We start from the raw sequence: 18,756 nt of genomic DNA on the forward strand, positions 1-18,756 counted from the left end.
ACGATCCTCCTATTCCGCGGGTTGGGTCTGTGCACTGATCCGTGGTGCGGTGATGTCTCTGTCTTCACGCAAGGCCGGCGCGATGCGGCGCAGACGCAGGGCGTTTGTCAGAACCGATACCGACGACAGGGCCATAGCACCCGCCGCGAAGACCGGGGAAAGAAGCAAACCAAAGGCCGGATAGAGAACCCCGGCAGCGACCGGGATCAGCGCGACATTGTACCCGAAGGCCCAGACGAGGTTCTGGCGAATGTTCGACATGGTGCGCCTGGAAACCTCAACCGCATTCACCACGCCGCGCAGATCGCCTGACATCAAGACCACATCGGCGGATTCGATAGCGACATCGGTTCCGGTGCCGATGGCGATGCCGACATCCGCATGGGCCAAGGCCGGTGCATCATTGATGCCGTCGCCGACGAAAGCAATCATTCGGTCTCCCGCGCGCAGATCGTCGAGCGCTGCGACCTTGCCATCCGGCAGGACACCCGCGATCACGTGGTCGATTCCGGTTTCGCGCGCGATGGCCTCCGCCGTCTCGCGTTTGTCTCCGGTGATCATCGCAACCTTGAAACCGCGCGCGTGCAGGGCTGCAATGGCTTCCTGGCTGGCGGGTTTCACGGGGTCCGCCACGGCGATCACTGCGGCCAGTTTGCCGTCGATCGCCGCATAAAGCGCTGTCCGGCCCCGCCCTGCCAGCTCGGCTTCCGTTTCGACCAAGGCGGCGATTTCGATCCCTTCGCGGGACATATAACGGTCCGCGCCGACCATCACCTCCTGACCTTCGACAGTCGCGGCGACGCCGTAACCGGTGATCGACCGGAAGCCCGTGGCATTCGGAACGGCGATCCCTTCGGCCCGCGCGCCGCGGACAATGGCTTCGGCGATGGGATGCTCAGACTGGGCCTCCACAGCGGCGATCAGGCTCAGCACTTTGTCTCGGTCGAAACCGTCGGTAGTGACCAGATCGGTCAGCGACGGCTGGCCTTCGGTGACAGTCCCCGTCTTGTCGAGTGCGATGACATCGACTTCGGACAAGGCTTGGAGCGCATCCCCCTTGCGGAACAAGACTCCCATCTCTGCGGCGCGCCCGGTGCCCACCATGATCGACGTGGGTGTGGCCAAGCCCATGGCGCAAGGACAGGCGATGATCAGAACCGAGACGCCGGCCACCAGCGCAAAGGTCAAAGCCGGGTCCGGTCCGACAAGCAACCAGATCACAACCGTGAGTGCCGCGAGCACCATGACGGCAGGCACGAACCACAGGGTCACGCGGTCAACTAGGCCCTGGATGGGCAGCTTGGCACCTTGAGCCTCTTCGACCATGCGGATGATCTGCGCGAGTGTGGTATCTGAACCAACCCGTGCGGCCTTAAACGTCAGGCTTCCAGTGCCGTTGACAGTCCCGCCAGTGACAGCGGCACCAGCGGTTTTCTGCACGGGCACGGGCTCTCCGGTAATCATGCTCTCATCGACATTACTCGACCCCTCGGTCACCTCGCCATCCACGGGGATCCGTTCACCCGGTCGGACAAGGATCACATCGCCGACAGCGAGTGCGTCGACATCGACCTCCGCCGTTTCACCGCCCCGAATGACGCGCGCGGTGCGGACCTGCAGGCCCAGCAAAGCCTGAATCGCTGCGCCGGTGCGACCCTTCGCGCGTGCCTCAAGCCAGCGCCCAACCAGAATGAGGACGACGATGACCGCAGCTGCCTCAAAGTAAACCGCGCGTACCCCCTCTGGCAGGAGTCCGGGAAGAAAGGTTGCGACCACCGAGTACCCCCAGGCCGCGCCGGTGCCGACGGCAACGAGGCTGTTCATGTCCGGCGCGCCCTTGAAAAGCGCGGGAAACCCCTTGGTGTAGAAATGGCGTCCCGGCCCGAAGAGGACGAGTGTTGCGAGGACGAACTGGATGATCCAAGACGTTTGGAGACCAATCGTCGTCATCACCAAGTGATGAAATGCCGGAATAAGATGGGAGCCCATTTCTAGGATGAAGACCGGGAGCGTTAGAATTGCTGCCAAAAGGACGCTGCGACGCAGTCCGTCGGCTTCTTCTGCCTTGCGTGCGGCGCGAGACTGGCTCGCCTGCGCCTCTGCAATCTCGGCCGGATAACCAATCGCCGCCGATGCCGCCATCAAATCGCCCAAGGACACCGCGCCCTCGAGATACTCGATCGTTGCCGTTTCTGCCGCCAGGTTCACGCTGACGGAAAGCACTCCGGGCACGTCCGCCAGTGCCTTGTCCACCCGTCCGACGCAGGATGCGCAGGACATGGACGCAATGTTCAAAGTGACTTTGGATGTCCGCGCGGGATAACCCAAGGAGGCAAGCGTCTGCGTGGCGTCGGTTAGCCGAGACGGATCATCCAGCGAAAGGCGCGCCGTCTCAGACGCGAGGTTGACGGCGACGTCGGAAACGCCGTCGAGCCCCGCCAAGGCCTTTTCAACACGTCCCACGCAGGATGCACAGGTCATGCCGTCGATGCTGAGCGTTGTTTGGCTGGTGTCGGTCATAGCGTGTTACCTGGATTGTATGGTCTAGGCAGATATAGGGCTTCCAGTCACTGGAAGCTCAAGGGGTCATCGGAGATTTCTTTTGGTGACCGGCACAGCATCAACCTGAAGCATGTCTAACCCCCTGTTTCCAATTGAAATGTATCGATTTGTAAACTTGGCGGACAAGCCACCGGTGCGCTATTCCCCGGTCAGGAGAGTGCCCGATGAAAATGTCAGATCAGGAACAGCAGCCGCAGAATTCAAAAATGATGCACGTCGGCATGTGGGTGTGCTGCGCGGTGATGCTGCTTCCGCTGCTTGTTTTCTTTGCCCGAGGCGGCTCGTTTTTTGGATTGCAGGACATTTTGGGCGTTCTAGCACCAATCGCCCTTTGCCTCGGCGCACATGGCGTGATGTTCTTCTTCATGGGGAAGTCCTGCCATGGAAGCGGCAAGTCATCGGATAGCAACGCACCCGCGCCCTCAAAAGCCCCTTTTCCAACATCGATGGATGCTTGACCTTCCACCCGCTGGAACCCTTAGTTCCTATGAGTGAGAAGAGGATACACCATGAAATTTCACGTCCCAGACATGAGCTGCGGCCATTGCATTGCAGCTATCGAAAAAGCGGTCAAGGCTGCAGACCCGTCCGCAACCATTCGGCCGGATTTGGCTGCACACACGACAGAGATCGACTCGACAGCCTCCTCCTCGGCGGCCCTGCTTCAGGTTCTTGCGGAAGCTGGTTATCCGGCGACCGCTCTGGAAGAAGGTCCGGAGGATTGAAGAGCCGGATAAACACGATCTTGAAGGCGTCGGGCTTGATCTTTAGTGCTTATCTGCTGACCGGATATTCCACGACACCCGTGGTCGATGCGGACGGTGCCTTCACCGAATTGCCTGAACCACTCGTCGGTCTCGCTGCGCCATACCAGAACCTCAACAAGGTACGGCTTGATCCGAATGACAATTGTTTTTGGTATCTTCACAACGGCCCGGTTGAAGCGACCTGGTTGCCTCTCAGAACGCCACAAGGCAATCCAATCTGCCAGGCGGTGAGCTAGTTCAAGACGCTTTGAGCAACACCAAAATGCCCCATTAGCCCCCGATCGCATCTTCGGGCGGATACAGGTGAGCGGTTTTGCCCGTTTCCACGTTGGGATAGAGATCGTTGATATGTGCCATGATCATGCGCACGCACCCCGAACTCGCCCGACCTCCGATCGAACGCGGCTCAGGCGATCCATGAATACGCAGATAAGTGTCCCGGTTCCCCACGTAGAGATAAAGCGCACGGGATCCCAATGGGTTGGTTGGCCCCGCGTCCATCCCCTCCGCATGCTGTGCATAAAGGTCCGGGTCGCGTTCGATCATGTCGTCCGTTGGACGCCACGTGGGCCACTTGGCTTTACGCCGGATCGTGTAGACACCCGGCTCGTACAATGTCCCGCGTGCGATGGCCACGCCATAGCGCATCGCCGTGCTGCCGTTCGGCTCGATATGATACAAGTAGCGCGCAACGGCATCGACATGGATGTCACCCGGCACGAGGCCCGCCTTTGCCTCCACCCGAACCGGTAGGAACCGCGGATGAACCCCCCACGGATTGGAAGTTGAGGGGTCATAACCCGGAGGTGTGACTTGCGCATCCCAGACATCCCACATCGCGCGCGGGGACGTGGGCGCTGCCGATATCGACGTGGCGAGTGGCGCCGAAAAGAGCATTGCAGACCCTACCACAAAGTGCCGACGCGTCAGTTTGGCCATCAAAATACCTCTTTCACTCGTCTTGACTGTGTCCGTTCGCCAATTGTCAGGAAACTATTGACCTGCGGCGCGTGCCTCCTGCGTAAGACGGATCATCTGATCGGCCTCGATGACCCCCGGAACCAGCGCGTCTCCGATCACAAAGGATGGCGTGCCATTGAAGCCGAGCGCGCGGCTCATCTCCATTGACGCCGCGATATGGGCATCGATCTCAGGTGCCTGCATGTCCCGTCGCAGCTGCGCGATATCCAAACCAATCTCCTGTGCGACCTGGATGACGGACGCTTCCTCGGCCCGGCCTTGCATGCCCATCAACGCCCAGTGAAATTCCTCGTATTTACCCTGCTCTCGCGCGGCCAATGCGGCGCGCGCGGCAAAAACAGAGCCGTCGCCGAGGATCGGCCACTCTCGATAGACCAGCCTCACATTGGGATCTTCGTCCAAGAGCGCTTCAATATGCGGCTTTACCCTACGGCAATAGGGGCAGTTGTAATCGAAGAACTCCACGACCGTGACGTCGCCTTCTGGATTTCCGAGAACCGGTGCGTTCGGGTCGTTCTCGAGGAGATCGCGATTTTCGGAGAGGACACTCGCCGCCGCGGCCGCCTGCCGTTCCTGTTCACGCCGTTCAATGATCTGAACCGCCTCGAGGACGATCTCCGGGTTTTCGCGGATGGCCTCCAGGACCAATTCCTTGACCCGGTCTTCGCTGAGCGCGTCAGCATGAGACGCGAATGGGGCGAGCAAAGTGACGACCAGAGACATCGTCATTGCGATCTTCATGAGAGTTCTCCTAGTTCACCGGCACACCATGGGTGCGCGCGTACTGAATATCCTGTATTTCCTCGGGCCAGGTCGACTTGATGTACCCGAGGATATTCCAGATTTCCTGGTCGGACAGTTGGTCGCCGAATCCGGGCATACCGCTGTCGAACTCCATGCCCTGAGCGGCCATCACCTCTCGGCCCCCAAGCTTTGTGTAGTCGAACAGCACCTGGTCGGCATGATGCCAGGTGTGACCCGTTTCATCATGGGGAGGTGCAGGCAGCCGACCGTCCGCGCCCGGACTCCGCCAGTTGTCCTGACCCTCCAGATTGGCCCCATGGCACGCAGCGCAGGTCTCGGCATAAAGCGCTTCGCCGGCCACGAGATCGACGCTTTCCGGCATCACCACGCTTTGGACATCACCGGCAGACCCGGTCCAGACATAGGCTGCCGCCCCGAGAGCCGCCAGGACACCAATCCCGAGGATGGCAGCCATCGCTCTCATGCCACATTGACCCATGTCATCATGCCGGACGCCGCGTGTGACAGCATATGGCAATGCAGCAACCATTTTCCGGGGTTGTCTGCCACGAAGGCAAGGGCGCGCACTTCGCCCCGGTCCAGCAGTGTGGTGTCGCGTAGCGCGCCGAGGCTGCCATCGGCTGCGATCTCGTGAAAGTGCATCCCATGGAGATGCATGGCATGCGGAAACGACGTGTCATTGGTGATCTTCAGCCGAACGGTTTCGCCACGCGACAACTCCGCCAGTGCTGGACCATCCATGCCCCCCACCGCGCCATTGAAGGCCCAGAAGTTTCCTGTCTCCATCATGTCGCGCATCGAAGACATCCGACCGCCCATCATGGCACCGCGCATGCCGCCCATGGCCCCCCCTTCCATCAGCAATGCGATGTCCCTTGCCGATCCCAGATCGGGGATGGCATGGGCATTCGGTGGGAGGGGTTGAGGCGTTCCGCGCCGCGCGCGTGTACCGTCGCCTGTCACCTCGAAGGCCACCTGAGAAAAGCTTTCATCGCGGCTCAATTGCACGATATGGCCTGCGCTGCCGACCTCTGCGGTCACGTCGACGATCAGGTCCACCCGTTGTGCCGACGACAGCAGGAATGAACCTTCCACGGGTTGCGGCACGGCCAGCGGCATCCCGTCCATGGCCACAATCCAGCCTTCGAGCCCCTCCAGCGCAAGTTGGAAAATCCGGGCGTTGGACGCATTGATCAGCCGCAGGCGCAGACGCTCATGCCGTTTCACGCTCTTTGCGAGATTGTAGACGCCGTTCGTTGTGATGTAATTTCCAAGACGCCCGGCATGGCTGAGGTCATGCATCGCCCCGAAAGTATCCGCAATCTGGGCTGTTTCCGGATCGATCCGCCAATCGTCGAGGATCAGGACCTCTTCACGGTCGATATCGATCGGCTCCGGCTCTTCGACGATCAGCGCACCCTGAAGACCACGTGCGACTTGCTCGAACGAGCGGTTGTGCGCGTGATACCAGTAGGTGCCCGCATCGGGGACAACGAAATCGTAGTCAAAGCTGTCCCCGGGGCGAATGGCGTCCTGCGTCAGACCGGCCACCCCATCCATCGCATTGTCGATGCGGATCCCGTGCCAATGGGTCGATGTCGGATCGGGTAACTCATTGATAATACGTCTCTGTACCCGCGCGCCTTGCGTAACCCGGATTTCAGGGCCCGGCGCGATACCATCGAACCCCCAGATCTGTGTTTTTCCGTAGTCATCAGGCAAAAGCTGTATATCTGCGACCCGGGCTGTCACCGCGCGCATGTCTGTCTGCGCGAACAGTGAATTCGGCATGCACGCCAAACCGGCAGCACTCATGCGAAGAAAATCGCGTTTTGAAAGTTTCATGATGGCACCGTTAGAATTGAGGTGAAGACAGCCGTGGCAAGCAAGATGACACCGATACAAACCCATTCGAGAGAAATCGATCTTGCAAGGTGTGGCCCAGCTTTGGGATCACCGCTCTGCAAAGCGGGCACAAGCCGTGTTTTGTTGATGGCGGCAAGGGCCAGAAGCAGCGTCACGACGGCAATCTTTGCCAGAAGTGTCAAACCATAGGCAGTGCCGAGAAGCGCGGGTAACGAACCAACCAGTCGCCAGGTCATTACCACGCCAGCGAGTAGTAGGAGTGGGACCGCAACAGATGCGACCTGTCCAAAGCGATGTCCAAGCACGGCAGCAACTCGCAATGTGTCCGCAGACCCCGAAAGCTTATGGAGTGGAAGAAGGACGCCGATCCAGAATGCGGCAACGATCAGATGACCGAACAAGACGCTCTGAAACCACAGGCGATCTTCGCTGGCGACATGACCGATCTCGCAAAAACTCCAGATTGCCAAGAAACTGCCCAAGAGCGCGACCCATAGCCACCGTCCCCCCAAGACCACACCGGTCAGGAGTGCCCCCAGGCCCAGTAGCCGCAACAGCAGGGCGTCTCCGGGCGGCGTTTCCCAGAGCAACGCCAGGATCGCCAGATCAGTCATGCCTGAAGCATCATCCATGAGCACCGCGCCCCGCACGGCAAAGCCGAGGAATGACATTGTAGCCGCCAAAAGAGCAAAGAAGACGGCCCAGGCGCGTAGAAAACGGTCGAGCCCAGCCAACTGCTCGGAAAAGACTTGGCGACAGAGTATCAGCCCGGCACTCGTGAGGACGCCGAGATAGAGCAAAAACTTTGTGGCAACCGCAGCCTGTCCCCAGATATCCGGCACCGCTCACTTCACTTCAAACGAGAAGACACCGTTCATCGGGTGCCCATCAACACCAAGCCCGCGCCATTCAATGTGATACATGCCCGGCCCCATGGGCGTGAGAGGAAGCGAGAATTCTTTGACAAAACCGGATTGGGTGCCGAGGTCCAGAGCCTCGGTGTGCGTCTCAGCATGGGTCATTTCGACTTTCGTCAATCGCATCCCATCGTTGAAGCGCAATCCAATCGTCTCCGGTACGGCGTCAAGAATGGCTCCGTCTGCAGGCGTCATGCTTTCCTTTTCAGAATGGGCGAGGGCTTGCGCGCTGGTCAGCGCCAAAAAAATTGTCAGTGCGACTCTGTATATCACGGATCGTCCTTCGTCGGTTTCTTCAGTCAGTTTATACCATTCGCGCGTTGCAACTCACGCACATAGGCCACGATCATTTTCACATCGCCATCGGTGACACCTTCGACCGGCGGCATGTTCCCAAAGCGCCAATGATGCGCACGGACACCATTCTTGGCCGCCAGAAGGAAAGCGGCATCCCCATGGTGGCTGGGTTCGTAAATCTTATGCACAAGAGGGGGCGCCACACCGTCCTGCCCGGCAGCATTTGCGCCGTGACAGGCTGCACATTTCGCATCGTAGGCCAGTTTGCCGACCTCCGCGTTGGCCGACAGCACTTCCGGCAAGGCGACATCGACCATGGGCCCGTTGGCGCGAGACGCGTCGTCCGTGGTCGTTGCCACGTCATCGTCAGTTGGTCCTGTCCACCAGAAGCCAATGCCAAGAACCACCGCAAGGGCGACGGATAAGATCGTGTAACGCCCCATCAGATCAATTTGACCTGCGTTCCGACCGGTGTCCGATTGTAAACCTCAATGATATGTTCGTTGTAGAGGCCGATGCAGCCGCTCGACGAACGACGACCAATCTTGCGTGTATCGTGTGTCCCGTGAATGCGATAATATTGCCAGGTCAAATGCAGCGACCGCACCCCGAGCGGATTGTCCGGACCTGGCGGCATATAGGCCGGCAAGGACGGATCGCGCTCGCGCATGGATGGCGTGGGTGTCCAATCCGGCTCAGGATCTTTGAAAACGATCTCTGTATAGCCCCGCCGCGTCAGCTCATCCGTCATTGGAACCGATGTCGGATAAAGAAACATTTCACCGTCGGCTGTCCATTGCTGAAGCGCCCGTGAATTGGTGTCCGCGATAATGATGCCTTTGCCCAGATGATCGAAGTGGTCTTGCCAATCGTGGGTTCTGAAGCTCGAAGCGTTGCGCCGAACCGGTGCGCGTGGTTCTGCGCGCAGCACCGAAGGCGCAAACAGGAGCGCCGCGCCGACGCCGCCGACAAAATGACGACGCGACCAAAAGGATCGATTTCTTGCCTGCATGGCTCTGCCTCGTTTCCATGTCGAACGCTTTGTTTTCTATCGAAGATCAGTGAGCGACGGAACGCAGGGAGCCCCGGAATTTTGTAAGGTTATGTATCAACCCGCCGGTTGGACCGCGGCGCTACACTTTTTTAGTCCGAGCCGAAAATCCGGTTTCGGCGCGCGCTTCGGGATGCTCTGACGGAGATGTCATTGCAGCTTGATGCGCAGTCACGGGCAAAACAATGTGCGCACGGAGTCCGCCCTCTGCACGGTTCGACAGGGTGATCGCGCCGCCGTGTTGCAAAACGATGCTGCGGGCGATTGAAAGGCCCAGCCCATGGCCTCCGGTTTCGCGGGAGCGCGATCCTTCCAAGCGCAGGAAGGGCTGAAACACATCGCGCAAGCGGTTGTCAGGGATTCCCGGCCCATCGTCCTCGACCAAAATCTCGATGCTCTCGTCAGAGACGCCCCAGGTTAGGGTCGGGTTGCGCCCGTAGCGCCCCGCGTTGTCGATGAGATTGCGCAAAGCACGGCGCAGCGCCTTGGGCTTGATCTGCACCATTGCCTCGGGTCCCGGGCGCACGTCCAACGCACCGTTGGTAGCGTCCCGAATGTCGGTCAGGAACGCGCCAATCTCGGTCCGTTGCAGGGCCTCGTCCTGTCCCACACCGCGCGCATAGGCCAGCGTGGCTTCCACCATATCCTGCATCTCGTCGAGAGAGGCCGTGATGCCGGTCTTGGTCTCCGCATCCTCCACCATCTCGGCATGAACCCTGAGCGCGGTGAGTGGCGATCTCAAGTCATGGGCCAGGGCGGCCAGCATTTGCGTCCTGTCCGTGACGAAGCGAGCCAGGCGCGTTTGCATGTCATTGAAGGCCGTCGTCAGGTTCCGCACTTCATTTGGGCCGACCGGCGTGAGGGGTCCTTGCCCGCCACCGCGCCCGAACTCCTCGGCTGCCGCGGCGAGATCATTCAGTGGCCGCGTCAGGCGCGTCAGCAGAAACCAGAAGATCGCAAGCAGCAACACGGCGGCCGTCAACACGAAAGAGAGGGTGGAGGCCCAAGACCATTGTATGGGCGGCCGCTCGAACCGGGTGGCGACGTTCAGCCATTGGCCTCCGGCAATGGCGATCGAGACCTCCATCTCGAGGGCCGCCAGGGTGCCCTGCATCATCTCGGCGTGCATTTCCGCCATTTCCGGAGAGAGGTTCGGCAGCGGCAACAGCCCCTGTTCAATCTCATGCACTTCGACCCGGATATCGCGGGTGTAGCCATCGTTCAAAAGCGCACGCACGCGCGCTTCTATCGCTCCGTTCTCATCATGGTGGGTGTGCGTTACGGCAGGCGTGTCGCCGAGATCGAAGCGTACAAGGGGCGAGTTTGCCGCCGCCACAATATCCTCATGCAACGTCGGCGGTGCCTCCTCGATCAGACGGGCGACGTTTGCCGCGCGTCCGGCTGCCTCGCTGCCGATGGCCGCTTGCACGGCCAGCGACCGTTCATCGACGAAAAGCCACAAACCCACGACCTGCGCCACGAACAGAACCACCACCACCAAAAGGGCGATCTGTGAGCGGAACCCCATTCGCATCAGGCCTCGACCTCCACATCACAGTTCAGGCAATATCCACCATTGCGCACGGTCGATATGATCCGGGGGCGAAGCACATCGGGTTCGATTTTCCGGCGCAGGCGCGAAACCTGATTGTCGATCGTTCGGTCAAATGGTCCGGCAACACGGCCGGCGCTCAATTCCAGGAGCTCATCCCGGCCGATCACCGCCCGAGGACGCTCAAGTAAGACCGTCAGCAGCTTTGCTTCGGCCGTGGTCAATGTATTGACCGTGCCATCGGGGCAAATGACATGGCTGGCGTCGTGATCGAATGTGATCCCGGCAAAAACGGCCCGCTTGCCCGCAAATGTTCCGCCATGGGGTGCATATCCGTCCCCCGCACGGCGCAGGATCGCATTGATCCGGGCCAGAAGCTCGCGCGGATTGAAGGGCTTGGCCAAGTAGTCATCTGCACCGGTGTCGAGCCCCTTGATCCGAGCGTCATCGTCGCCGAGCGCCGTCAGCATGAGAATCGGGGTATGCTGCTGCTCCCGACGCAACCGTGCACAGGCCGCGAGCCCGTCCTCTCCCGGCATCATGATATCGAGCACGATCAGATCGAATTTGTCCTCGCTCAATCGCGCATCCATCTCGCCCGCACTTTTGGCTCCCGTCGCGCGCAGCCCGTTTTTCTCCAGGTAGCGCGTCACGGAGTGCCGGATCTCGGCATGATCATCGACGACCAGAATATGCGCCGATGCCGCCATCAGCGATCGGGTCCCACACATCGGCACGTCTGGCTGATCGGCCTACTATTCAATAGATTGAGTTCCATAACACCCAGAATAGATTGTTCTTTCGGGAAAGACCCGCACCTCGTTTGTCGCAATATGTATCAATCGACCTGACATGTCTTGACCCTCCAGCTGCTGGAAGCCCCATCTGACGCGGCATGACAGGCGCAAGACCAGACATATCGGGGCAACATCCCGCCCAATCAGTGCACCGGACCATGGCGGCGCCCGCGTGGATCGGATTTGCGCTTTTTGTGGTCACAATGCCCGCCCACCTCCTCCTGGAACAGGCAGACTCGCTTGCCTTGGCAGCGGTCACACTGGCCCTGATCGGCGGGGCCTATATCGGGTTCGGTGCCGCCGATGGCCGTCGCTCCGTGTTCTGGTCTGAGCTGGCGGTTGCTCTCGTCTTTGGTGCGGCGGCCGTAGCGGGTCTCCTTTGGCATTGGGCAGCCTTGCCTCTGGGTCTCGCGCTCCATGCGCTGTGGGATCTTGCCCATCACAATGCGGTCCGGCTTGCCCGGGTCCCACACTGGTACATCCCGTTTTGCGTCGTCTTTGACCTGATGGCGGCAGCCTTTCTTGTGCTGCTTTATACGAGGTAGGCCATGGTGCGTGTCGTTGTTCTTGTCCTTCTGGGGCTCTTGCTTCTCGTCCTGGCGCGTCCGGACCTTGCGGGGCTCGATGCCGATCTGCCGGAGCGCGACGACCTGCGCCTTTGGATCGAGGCAGCTGGTCTTCTTGGTCCGCTTCTGGTCGTGGCGCTGATGACGCTGGCGATCGTGGCCAGTCCCCTGCCCTCGGCGCCGATCGCGCTGGCTGCCGGGGCCGCCTATGGTCACACCTACGGAACACTGCTTGTCGTGCTCGGCGCGGAGATCGGCGCGCTTGCTGCGTTTCTACTCGCGCGCGGGCTGGGGCGCTCTTTCGTGGAACGCCATGTCGGCGAGACGATCGGGCGTGGACTTCTGGGGTCACAGAATACACTGACGTTTCTGGTGTTCGGAAGCCGACTGCTGCCGTTCCTGTCCTTCGACATGGTCAGCTACGCTGCAGGATTGAGCGTCTTGCACCTTTGGCGGTTTGCCCTGGCGACCCTCGCGGGGATCATTCCGGCCAGCTTCTTGCTCGCCCATCTCGGCAGCGAAGCCATGAATGGGGACGTGCAAACCGCCACCTGGACGGCGCTGGCGCTTGGCGCATTTACCGCCGCGTCCGTCCTCTTTGCGGTATGGCGTGACCGCCGCACGCCGAAAAAGGAGATCTGACATGGCCACTCATTCACATGCGGGACATATGCCGTCGTCGGGAAAAGCTCTGGTCATATCTGCCTGGCTGACCGGCATCTACTTCGTGATCGAACTGGCCGTCGGGCTCTGGACCGGCTCGATCGCGGTGCTGTCAGATGCGTTTCACACGTTGTCCGCCGTCGGGGGCGTGCTCGTCGCCATCATTGCGCAGCGGATCGCGCGCCGCCCGGCGGATATGGCGCGCAGTTACGGGTGGTATCGCGCAGAGATCATTGGCGCGCTCGTGAATGGCGGCTTTCTTCTCGGCATGGCGCTTCTGGTGATCTGGATGGGGGCGATGCGGCTCGGAAATCCGATCCATCTGCCCACGGGACCGATGCTCTGGGTGGCCTTCGGTGGCTTGGTCACCGAGGTGATCTCGCTCGGCCTGATGTGGAAATCCAGCCAGGATGATCTGAATGCCCGCGGGGCCCTCTGGCACATCATCCAGACCTTCGTCGGCAGCCTGTTGATCATCGTGACCGCGCTCGTCATCGAGTTCACCGGCTTTCTGGCGATCGATCCGATCCTTGGTATGGCCTTCGGGGTCGTGCTCCTCTGGGCCTCGATCGGAGTTATCCGCGAGGCGGTGCATATTCTGTTGGAAGGGACCCCGGAAGAAACTGATCTCTCGGCCGTGACCGCTGATCTGCGCGCGCAGGACGGCGTTCTCGATGTCCACCATGTCCACGCCTGGACCCTGACCAGCGGCAAGCACGCCTTCTCGGCCCATCTGCGCCATGCAGAACCTGCCGATGCCGCGCGCATCCTTGAGACCGCCTATACGCACCTTACCAAGCATCACCGGTTTCACATGGTGACCCTGCAGCTTGAAACGGACTGCCTCGACGAGCGCCACGCGGACGATTTGGACGTCACGCAATCGATGGGGCCGCAGGCAGAGCTTCATGAACCACCTGCGCACCGCGATCACCTCGACAGTGCCGCTCCGGATGCTAATCTCGAACGCAATTCAAAAGGAAACGACACATGAAACGACGTAGCTTTCTGCTGACCGGCGCTGCCGCCACAATCGCGCTCCCGGCCATGGCTGATGCCGGGCCCATCATCAAGGTTGTCAAAACCCCGACCTGCGGATGCTGCACGGCCTGGGTCGATCATGTCCGGCAAGCCGGATTTCTGGTCGAGGCCCAGGATGTCGATCAGGACGCCCTCTATGCGCTGAAAGACAGGCTCCGGATCGCGCCGGAACTGGCCGGTTGCCACACCGCCGTGGTGGGCGATTATTTCATTGAGGGCCATGTGCCGGCTGAGGACATCGCCCGGCTTCTTTCAGAGCAACCGGCGGCGCGCGGGCTGAGTGTACCGGGTATGCCGATGAGTTCCCCCGGCATGGGCGGTCCCGGTGCCGGCGATACGTTTGATACGCTGCTTGTCGGGCCTGATGGCGCGACATCGGTCTTTGCCAGTCATAGCTAGGCCAATCGGTAGGTCCCACGGGACGGGTTTGTAACCCGGCCCGCTTCGACAAGCGCCCGCAGCGCACGGTAGGTCGCCTCATGCGTCAGCTGGAGGCGCGCGGCAAAGTCGACGACGGTGCCATCCAGAAGACCCGCAACGATCCCCGCCATCACCCGATCCTCGGCGCGTCGGATGCCGACAATTCCCATGATCTGCCGGTGCGCCTGAACCTGTTGGGCCGCATGGCGTCCATAGGCCCGCGCAAAATCCGGGTTCGCGAAGGCGGCGAGAACCGCGGACTTGTCGATCCGGACCAACTCACCTGCATCCATCACGATGGCATCGCAATGATAGCGCTCCGAAAAGACCGAGGCTTCGGCAAAGCTGGTCCCGGATGTCGCCCGGTGAATGATGAGCCGCTCGCCATTCGGACCAACCCGTTCGAGATGCACACGCCCGGTTATCAGCACATAGAGGCCCAGGGTCCTTGCACCCTGTCGGAAGAGCACGTCGCCAGCCGCAATTGTGTGCGACTGACGCGCAGTTGTCGGGAGAAGGTCGTAGGGCTCTGGCAGCATATGATTGAAATCATATTCCAGAGCAGGCCTGCGTGCTACGAAAAACGGGTATCGTGCCGTTCAAAAGGATCCCCCCATGCGCCTTGTTGCTCTCCTGCTTGCCCTGTCATTTTCTGGACCCGTCGCGGCCCAGCACAGCCATTCCGCGACCGGGCATGCGATGCCGGGTCCGCAGGAAACCGGGCAATCTGCCTTTGCCGCCATGGCCGAGATCGTGGCGCTCCTACGCGCCGATCCCGCTACCGATTGGGCAAATGTCGATATCGCGGCCCTGAGGCGACATCTGGTGGACATGGAGCTTGTGACGATGGAGGCCGAGGTTACCCGCAGTGTGCGGCCCGCCGGTATCCGGTTCGAAATCCGCGGAGCACCGCGCGTTCTCGAGGCCATTCGCGCCATGGTGCCTGCCCATGCGCCGTTCCTGGCTGCCGAGACGGGTTGGGAGGTCACGACAGAGGATCTCGGGGATGGTGTTGCCCTCCTCGTCGATGGCGATTCCGACCAGATACAGGGTCTTGGGTTCTTCGGGCTGATGACCATCGGCGCGCATCACCAGGAGCATCACCTCATGGTGGCAAAAGGCGAACCGCCCCACCATTGAGCTGAAGATCCGCCACAGTTTCCCTCCGCCAGCCCCCGGGTTGCAGACAAAACATTACAAAACCCGCGTTGACGTTCCGGGGCGGGAAGGTTGCACACTCGCTGTGCTATGGATGCCACCGACGACACTGAACGCAGGGATTTCCTGTATTATGCCACTGCTGGCGCGGGCGTGGTCGCGTCCGGTGCGGCGCTCTGGCCGCTGATCAATCAAATGAACCCATCGGCGGATGTGCGCGCCCTGGCGACGATCTCGGTGGATATCTCCGGGCTCGCGGAAGGCACCCAACTGACCGTCAATTGGCGCGGAAAGCCCGTCTTCATTCGCCACCGGACGCAAGCGGAGATGGCCCAGGCGCGTGAAGAGGCGGTCTCCACCTTGCCGGACACCGATGCGCGCAATCCCAATCTTCCCGGCGAGGCCACAGCGCAGGATGAGAACCGGGCCATTCCGGGCCATGACGCCTATCTGGTGATGATCGGTGTCTGCACGCATTTGGGATGTGTCCCGCTTGGCGATGGCGCGGGCGATTTTGGAGGGTGGTTCTGTCCCTGCCACGGGTCGCACTACGATACCGCGGGTCGTATTCGCAAAGGGCCTGCGCCGGAGAACCTACACATTCCACCCCTGGCCTTGTCCGACAACATGGTGCTGACGCTAGGCTGAATAATATGAACTTTTTGACGTAGTCGCGCCGTGTGAAACCAGACCATATTCAGACGCCTTCCGATCACCATGGATTGCGTCGCACCACATCCGAATTATTCTTTGCCCGGATATTTCGCGAAGTGGGGCTCTGGCTTCCATCCAAGCGAGGTTGCGGTTGACGGGTGCGCGCCTGTTGCCCGAAGCGATCATCGCTCCAAACACGGCCAATGTGAGTCCCCATGTGAAGTTTGGAATGACTGATCTTTCGCTGTTCGGAGACCAAATGTGCCTAGATGGGTGGAAGATTGGGCAAAGAAGCGCGCTAATCAATACCAGACCGGACAGGAGGCCAATGACCATTAGATGCTTTGAACCACCGTCATGAGCGGTGTCCGAACACCTGTGCCTCTTTATGCGCATTGTCGCTCGCTTCAAACTCAAGCGTGGAATGCTCAATTGAAAAACGTTCATGCAGCACTGATTTGACGTTTTCTTTAATTTTGTCGGCCTCACTCATCCGGTCGCGTTCGACGACAATATGGCAGTCCAATGCCGCAGCGTGCTCCTGCATTTGCCACAGGTGGACATGATGCACGTCCACAACGCCATCGACACACTGGATCGCTCTGACCACGTCGTTTCCATCCACATCCGGCGGGCTTCCAAGCATCAGGGTTCGAATTGGGCCCCCTATTTCGGTGAAGGACAAATACAGGATGTAGAGCGCGATGCCGATGGTGATGGCCGGATCAACCCAACGCATTTCATAGAGTATAATGAGCGTCCCGCCGACTATGACGGCCACTGAAGCCAACGCATCCGAAAGGTTGTGGAGAAAAAGCGCACGGATGTTCACGCTCCCCTTCTGCATCGAATAGGTCAGCATTGCGGTCAGCGTGTCGACCACAAGCGCGATTCCACCGAGAATGACGACGGTCCACCCCATGACTTCGGGTGGATCAATCATGCGCATGCCACCTTCGTAGATCAGATAGAAGCCGATCACGATGAGGGTGGTGTAGTTGATCAGGGCCGCGACGATTTCGACCCGACCATAGCCGAAGGTCATACGCTCATCGGCTGGGCGGCGCGCGATCTTGCGTGCGGCAAAGGCAATGACAAGCGAGGCCATATCGGAAAAGTTGTGCAGCGCATCGGCGATCAGTGCCAGGCTGCCCGACAATATGCCCCCGACGATTTGCGCAACGGTAAGAAGCCCGTTCGCCCAGATCGCGATGGCAACCCGCCGATCGCCAGAATCCGGATCGATATGCGCGTGCCCGTGGTCATGTGGCATTGGCAGGCTCCTCATGCGCGTGTGTCGCGCGTCGGTCAGTCTTCAGGCGGCCGCTGCGGAAACCACGTACGCGCGCATTCATCCAGTGGCGTATGATATGACGGTATAAGGCACCACGCAGCCATCCAAAGGATTGCTCATGGGACAAATAGAAGGCGTCCGGCGTATCAAACACGCCGAAATCCTGCACGATGCCGGTTTTCTGAATGTAGGTATCTTCTCCGTTCCAGGCGACGGGAGGCGCGCCAAGGCAATCCGTGCCCGCGCCATAACCGCAGAGACTGTCCGTGTCCGAGAAAGACGTTTGCAGGACTTTGAGGAAAGCGTCATCCAGGATGAAGCCTTCAAGGTTGATCCAGGCACCTTGAAATTCGATCTCGACCCATGAGTGGAGAATTTCCTGCGGAGCAAGCGGATACACCAGCTCAGGTACAACACCGCGCTGCAAGCCTTTATGGATCGTAAACCCATGCAACCGGCAACGAATGCCGACACCACGCAGCAGCGCCATCAAGAGCGTGCCTTTGGTATTGCACTGCCCATAGCCGTCGGAAAGCACTTCGGATGCGGGGATGTCGTCAGCTCGATTGTATCCGAACGCGATTTCATTCCGAACGAAATCATAGGCAGCTCCGATCCGATCGTATTCGGATAAGCCGCGCCAGCTGCGGTTCTCAATTAGACGCGCAAGAGGCGCGGCATCAAAATCCAGTAGTTTGGTGGGTACAAGTAGGGGGTCGGTCATCTGCAACGGGTCGCTCCTCGAATCGTCTTGGAACAAGACTAATTGCTATAGTCACTGTAGCTTCAATCCTTTCTTTCAGAAAGAATCTCCCGCAACTATTTGTCCGTGTGAACCGCTTTGTGGTGTTCGCCGTGTGCATCGCGCAGGATGTCGATACCGCCCCACGCCGCGATCCCGGCCACGACCACACCCACGACTATGTCCGGCCAGTTCGTTCCCAGCCAGGCGACGAGACCGCCAGCCACGACGATCCCGAGGTTTGCGGCGAAGTCGTTCCAGCTGAAGGTGTTCGCCGCGCGGATGTTGACGTCCGGTTCGCGAAGTCGGGCGAGCAACCAGACGCAGACCGCGTTGATCGCCGCGGCGATCAGGGCCATGGTGATCATGATCGTCCCGAGCGGATCCGACCCGCCGACATAGCGCCGCCACGCATCGTAGAGGATGCCTGCAGCGAACAGGATCAGCAGCCCACCGGAGATGTTCGCCGCCCCGCGTTTCCATTTGTCGGATCGGGACAAAGCGAAAAGGCTGATCGCGTAGACGAAGCTGTCGGAAAGGTTATCGAGCCCGTTGGCGATCAGGGCACTTGAGTCGCCGAAGGCGCCTGTTGCGAAAAAGGCCACGGCCAAACCGATATTGAGCGCCAGAACGATCCAAAGCGTCCGTCTCTCCATTGAATCT

General features: G+C 60.1%; 24 protein-coding genes. 9 read left to right on the forward strand and 15 right to left on the reverse strand.

Annotated elements, in window-relative coordinates; all coding sequences use genetic code 11:
* Window positions 1–9: 9 nt before the first annotated feature.
* Complete coding sequence (locus BMX99_RS17815) at window positions 10–2,520, reverse strand: heavy metal translocating P-type ATPase (protein WP_093454941.1); 2,511 nt, start codon at window positions 2,518–2,520, stop codon at window positions 10–12.
* A gap of 206 nt (window positions 2,521–2,726) precedes the next feature.
* Here BMX99_RS17815 and BMX99_RS17820 point away from each other — a divergent pair, with 206 nt between their 5' ends.
* From BMX99_RS17820 to BMX99_RS19550, 3 genes are read left to right on the forward strand one after another with little or no spacing between them, the layout of a single operon-like run.
* Window positions 2,727–3,020, forward strand: coding sequence for a hypothetical protein (locus BMX99_RS17820; RefSeq protein ID WP_093454942.1), 294 nt, complete (start codon window positions 2,727–2,729; stop codon window positions 3,018–3,020).
* A 51-nt stretch (window positions 3,021–3,071) separates the two neighbouring features.
* The gene (locus BMX99_RS17825) at window positions 3,072–3,287 is read left to right on the forward strand and encodes a heavy-metal-associated domain-containing protein (RefSeq protein WP_093454943.1); all 216 of its coding nucleotides are present in this window, start codon (window positions 3,072–3,074) and stop codon (window positions 3,285–3,287) included.
* Window positions 3,288–3,322: 35 nt separating this feature from the next.
* The gene (locus tag BMX99_RS19550; RefSeq protein ID WP_139199590.1) at window positions 3,323–3,565 is read left to right on the forward strand and encodes a hypothetical protein; all 243 of its coding nucleotides are present in this window, start codon (window positions 3,323–3,325) and stop codon (window positions 3,563–3,565) included.
* A 34-nt stretch (window positions 3,566–3,599) separates the two neighbouring features.
* Here the strand turns inward: BMX99_RS19550 and BMX99_RS17830 are convergent, their stop codons facing one another.
* The 10 genes from BMX99_RS17830 to BMX99_RS17875 form a co-directional block, all read right to left on the reverse strand.
* A complete protein-coding gene (locus BMX99_RS17830; RefSeq protein WP_093454944.1) occupies window positions 3,600–4,268 on the reverse strand; it encodes a L,D-transpeptidase in 669 nt (222 codons plus the stop codon).
* A 54-nt stretch (window positions 4,269–4,322) separates the two neighbouring features.
* Complete coding sequence (locus BMX99_RS17835) at window positions 4,323–5,051, reverse strand: DsbA family protein (protein WP_093454945.1); 729 nt, start codon at window positions 5,049–5,051, stop codon at window positions 4,323–4,325.
* A gap of 10 nt (window positions 5,052–5,061) precedes the next feature.
* Entirely contained in the window at window positions 5,062–5,538 is a 477-nt protein-coding gene (locus BMX99_RS17840) for a c-type cytochrome (protein WP_093454946.1), read from the reverse strand.
* Entirely contained in the window at window positions 5,535–6,920 is a 1,386-nt protein-coding gene (locus tag BMX99_RS17845) for a multicopper oxidase family protein (protein WP_093454947.1), read from the reverse strand. The genes BMX99_RS17840 and BMX99_RS17845 overlap by 4 nt, the downstream gene beginning before the upstream one ends.
* The gene (locus BMX99_RS17850) at window positions 6,917–7,783 is read right to left on the reverse strand and encodes a copper resistance D family protein (protein WP_093454948.1); all 867 of its coding nucleotides are present in this window, start codon (window positions 7,781–7,783) and stop codon (window positions 6,917–6,919) included. Before BMX99_RS17850 ends, BMX99_RS17845 begins: the two co-directional genes overlap by 4 nt.
* Before the next feature lie 3 nt (window positions 7,784–7,786).
* Window positions 7,787–8,131: a copper resistance CopC family protein gene (locus BMX99_RS17855; protein ID WP_093454949.1), complete on the reverse strand. Its 345-nt coding sequence runs from the start codon at window positions 8,129–8,131 to the stop codon at window positions 7,787–7,789.
* A 26-nt stretch (window positions 8,132–8,157) separates the two neighbouring features.
* Window positions 8,158–8,598: a c-type cytochrome gene (locus tag BMX99_RS17860; RefSeq protein ID WP_093454950.1), complete on the reverse strand. Its 441-nt coding sequence runs from the start codon at window positions 8,596–8,598 to the stop codon at window positions 8,158–8,160.
* Window positions 8,598–9,167 (reverse strand): L,D-transpeptidase, encoded by a 570-nt coding sequence (locus BMX99_RS17865; protein ID WP_093454951.1) that lies wholly within the window; start codon window positions 9,165–9,167, stop codon window positions 8,598–8,600. Before BMX99_RS17865 ends, BMX99_RS17860 begins: the two co-directional genes overlap by 1 nt.
* A 121-nt stretch (window positions 9,168–9,288) precedes the next feature.
* Window positions 9,289–10,734: an ATP-binding protein gene (locus tag BMX99_RS17870; RefSeq protein WP_244525681.1), complete on the reverse strand. Its 1,446-nt coding sequence runs from the start codon at window positions 10,732–10,734 to the stop codon at window positions 9,289–9,291.
* Between the two features lie 5 nt (window positions 10,735–10,739).
* The gene (locus BMX99_RS17875) at window positions 10,740–11,468 is read right to left on the reverse strand and encodes a response regulator (RefSeq protein ID WP_093454969.1); all 729 of its coding nucleotides are present in this window, start codon (window positions 11,466–11,468) and stop codon (window positions 10,740–10,742) included.
* 245 nt (window positions 11,469–11,713) lie between these two features.
* Between BMX99_RS17875 and BMX99_RS17880 the strand changes: the two genes are divergently transcribed.
* Genes BMX99_RS17880 through BMX99_RS17895 form a run of 4 tightly spaced genes read left to right on the forward strand, consistent with a single transcriptional unit; the run spans window position 11,714 to window position 14,224 of the window.
* Complete coding sequence (locus BMX99_RS17880; protein WP_244525680.1) at window positions 11,714–12,100, forward strand: DUF6010 family protein; 387 nt, start codon at window positions 11,714–11,716, stop codon at window positions 12,098–12,100.
* Between the two features lie 3 nt (window positions 12,101–12,103).
* Window positions 12,104–12,763: a TVP38/TMEM64 family protein gene (locus BMX99_RS17885; RefSeq protein WP_093454953.1), complete on the forward strand. Its 660-nt coding sequence runs from the start codon at window positions 12,104–12,106 to the stop codon at window positions 12,761–12,763.
* A gap of 1 nt (window position 12,764) precedes the next feature.
* A complete protein-coding gene (locus tag BMX99_RS17890; RefSeq protein WP_244525679.1) occupies window positions 12,765–13,778 on the forward strand; it encodes a cation diffusion facilitator family transporter in 1,014 nt (337 codons plus the stop codon).
* Window positions 13,775–14,224 (forward strand): DUF411 domain-containing protein, encoded by a 450-nt coding sequence (locus tag BMX99_RS17895; protein ID WP_093454954.1) that lies wholly within the window; start codon window positions 13,775–13,777, stop codon window positions 14,222–14,224. Before BMX99_RS17890 ends, BMX99_RS17895 begins: the two co-directional genes overlap by 4 nt.
* On the opposite strand, the gene BMX99_RS17900 is transcribed toward BMX99_RS17895, so the two are convergent.
* Complete coding sequence (locus tag BMX99_RS17900; RefSeq protein WP_093454955.1) at window positions 14,221–14,784, reverse strand: Crp/Fnr family transcriptional regulator; 564 nt, start codon at window positions 14,782–14,784, stop codon at window positions 14,221–14,223. The genes BMX99_RS17895 and BMX99_RS17900 overlap by 4 nt on opposite strands.
* A gap of 76 nt (window positions 14,785–14,860) precedes the next feature.
* Here BMX99_RS17900 and BMX99_RS17905 point away from each other — a divergent pair, with 76 nt between their 5' ends.
* Entirely contained in the window at window positions 14,861–15,385 is a 525-nt protein-coding gene (locus BMX99_RS17905; RefSeq protein WP_093454956.1) for a hypothetical protein, read from the forward strand.
* Between the two features lie 108 nt (window positions 15,386–15,493).
* Entirely contained in the window at window positions 15,494–16,051 is a 558-nt protein-coding gene (gene petA / locus BMX99_RS17910; protein ID WP_093454957.1) for a ubiquinol-cytochrome c reductase iron-sulfur subunit, read from the forward strand.
* A gap of 361 nt (window positions 16,052–16,412) precedes the next feature.
* Here petA and BMX99_RS17920 read toward each other — a convergent pair whose 3' ends face one another.
* The 3 genes from BMX99_RS17920 to BMX99_RS17930 all read right to left on the reverse strand — a co-directional run bounded on the left by BMX99_RS17920 (window position 16,413) and on the right by BMX99_RS17930 (window position 18,749).
* Entirely contained in the window at window positions 16,413–17,330 is a 918-nt protein-coding gene (locus BMX99_RS17920) for a cation diffusion facilitator family transporter (protein WP_093454958.1), read from the reverse strand.
* A complete protein-coding gene (locus BMX99_RS17925; protein ID WP_093454970.1) occupies window positions 17,320–18,075 on the reverse strand; it encodes a transglutaminase-like domain-containing protein in 756 nt (251 codons plus the stop codon). Before BMX99_RS17925 ends, BMX99_RS17920 begins: the two co-directional genes overlap by 11 nt.
* A 95-nt stretch (window positions 18,076–18,170) precedes the next feature.
* Window positions 18,171–18,749: a cation transporter gene (locus BMX99_RS17930; RefSeq protein ID WP_093454959.1), complete on the reverse strand. Its 579-nt coding sequence runs from the start codon at window positions 18,747–18,749 to the stop codon at window positions 18,171–18,173.
* Window positions 18,750–18,756: the final 7 nt, after the last annotated feature.

Source organism: Pseudooceanicola nitratireducens, assembly GCF_900109195.1.
GTDB classification, from domain to species: domain Bacteria; phylum Pseudomonadota; class Alphaproteobacteria; order Rhodobacterales; family Rhodobacteraceae; genus Pseudooceanicola; species Pseudooceanicola nitratireducens.

Bases quoted from the DNA above. Each gene is read 5' to 3' on its own strand.
- BMX99_RS17815 (WP_093454941.1), bottom strand. From the start codon at position 2,520: ATGACCGACACCAGCCAAACAACGCTCAGCATCGACGGCATGACCTGT.
- BMX99_RS17820 (WP_093454942.1), top strand. From the start codon at position 2,727: ATGAAAATGTCAGATCAGGAACAGCAGCCGCAGAATTCAAAAATGATG.
- BMX99_RS17825 (WP_093454943.1), top strand. From the start codon at position 3,072: ATGAAATTTCACGTCCCAGACATGAGCTGCGGCCATTGCATTGCAGCT.
- BMX99_RS17830 (WP_093454944.1), bottom strand. From the start codon at position 4,268: ATGGCCAAACTGACGCGTCGGCACTTTGTGGTAGGGTCTGCAATGCTC.
- BMX99_RS17835 (WP_093454945.1), bottom strand. From the start codon at position 5,051: ATGAAGATCGCAATGACGATGTCTCTGGTCGTCACTTTGCTCGCCCCA.
- BMX99_RS17840 (WP_093454946.1), bottom strand. From the start codon at position 5,538: ATGAGAGCGATGGCTGCCATCCTCGGGATTGGTGTCCTGGCGGCTCTC.
- BMX99_RS17845 (WP_093454947.1), bottom strand. From the start codon at position 6,920: ATGAAACTTTCAAAACGCGATTTTCTTCGCATGAGTGCTGCCGGTTTG.
- BMX99_RS17860 (WP_093454950.1), bottom strand. From the start codon at position 8,598: ATGGGGCGTTACACGATCTTATCCGTCGCCCTTGCGGTGGTTCTTGGC.
- BMX99_RS17865 (WP_093454951.1), bottom strand. From the start codon at position 9,167: ATGCAGGCAAGAAATCGATCCTTTTGGTCGCGTCGTCATTTTGTCGGC.
- BMX99_RS17870 (WP_244525681.1), bottom strand. From the start codon at position 10,734: ATGGGGTTCCGCTCACAGATCGCCCTTTTGGTGGTGGTGGTTCTGTTC.
- BMX99_RS17875 (WP_093454969.1), bottom strand. From the start codon at position 11,468: ATGGCGGCATCGGCGCATATTCTGGTCGTCGATGATCATGCCGAGATC.
- BMX99_RS17880 (WP_244525680.1), top strand. From the start codon at position 11,714: ATGGCGGCGCCCGCGTGGATCGGATTTGCGCTTTTTGTGGTCACAATG.
- BMX99_RS17885 (WP_093454953.1), top strand. From the start codon at position 12,104: ATGGTGCGTGTCGTTGTTCTTGTCCTTCTGGGGCTCTTGCTTCTCGTC.
- BMX99_RS17890 (WP_244525679.1), top strand. From the start codon at position 12,765: ATGGCCACTCATTCACATGCGGGACATATGCCGTCGTCGGGAAAAGCT.
- BMX99_RS17895 (WP_093454954.1), top strand. From the start codon at position 13,775: ATGAAACGACGTAGCTTTCTGCTGACCGGCGCTGCCGCCACAATCGCG.
- BMX99_RS17900 (WP_093454955.1), bottom strand. From the start codon at position 14,784: ATGCTGCCAGAGCCCTACGACCTTCTCCCGACAACTGCGCGTCAGTCG.
- BMX99_RS17905 (WP_093454956.1), top strand. From the start codon at position 14,861: ATGCGCCTTGTTGCTCTCCTGCTTGCCCTGTCATTTTCTGGACCCGTC.
- petA (WP_093454957.1), top strand. From the start codon at position 15,494: ATGGATGCCACCGACGACACTGAACGCAGGGATTTCCTGTATTATGCC.
- BMX99_RS17920 (WP_093454958.1), bottom strand. From the start codon at position 17,330: ATGCCACATGACCACGGGCACGCGCATATCGATCCGGATTCTGGCGAT.
- BMX99_RS17925 (WP_093454970.1), bottom strand. From the start codon at position 18,075: ATGACCGACCCCCTACTTGTACCCACCAAACTACTGGATTTTGATGCC.
- BMX99_RS17930 (WP_093454959.1), bottom strand. From the start codon at position 18,749: ATGGAGAGACGGACGCTTTGGATCGTTCTGGCGCTCAATATCGGTTTG.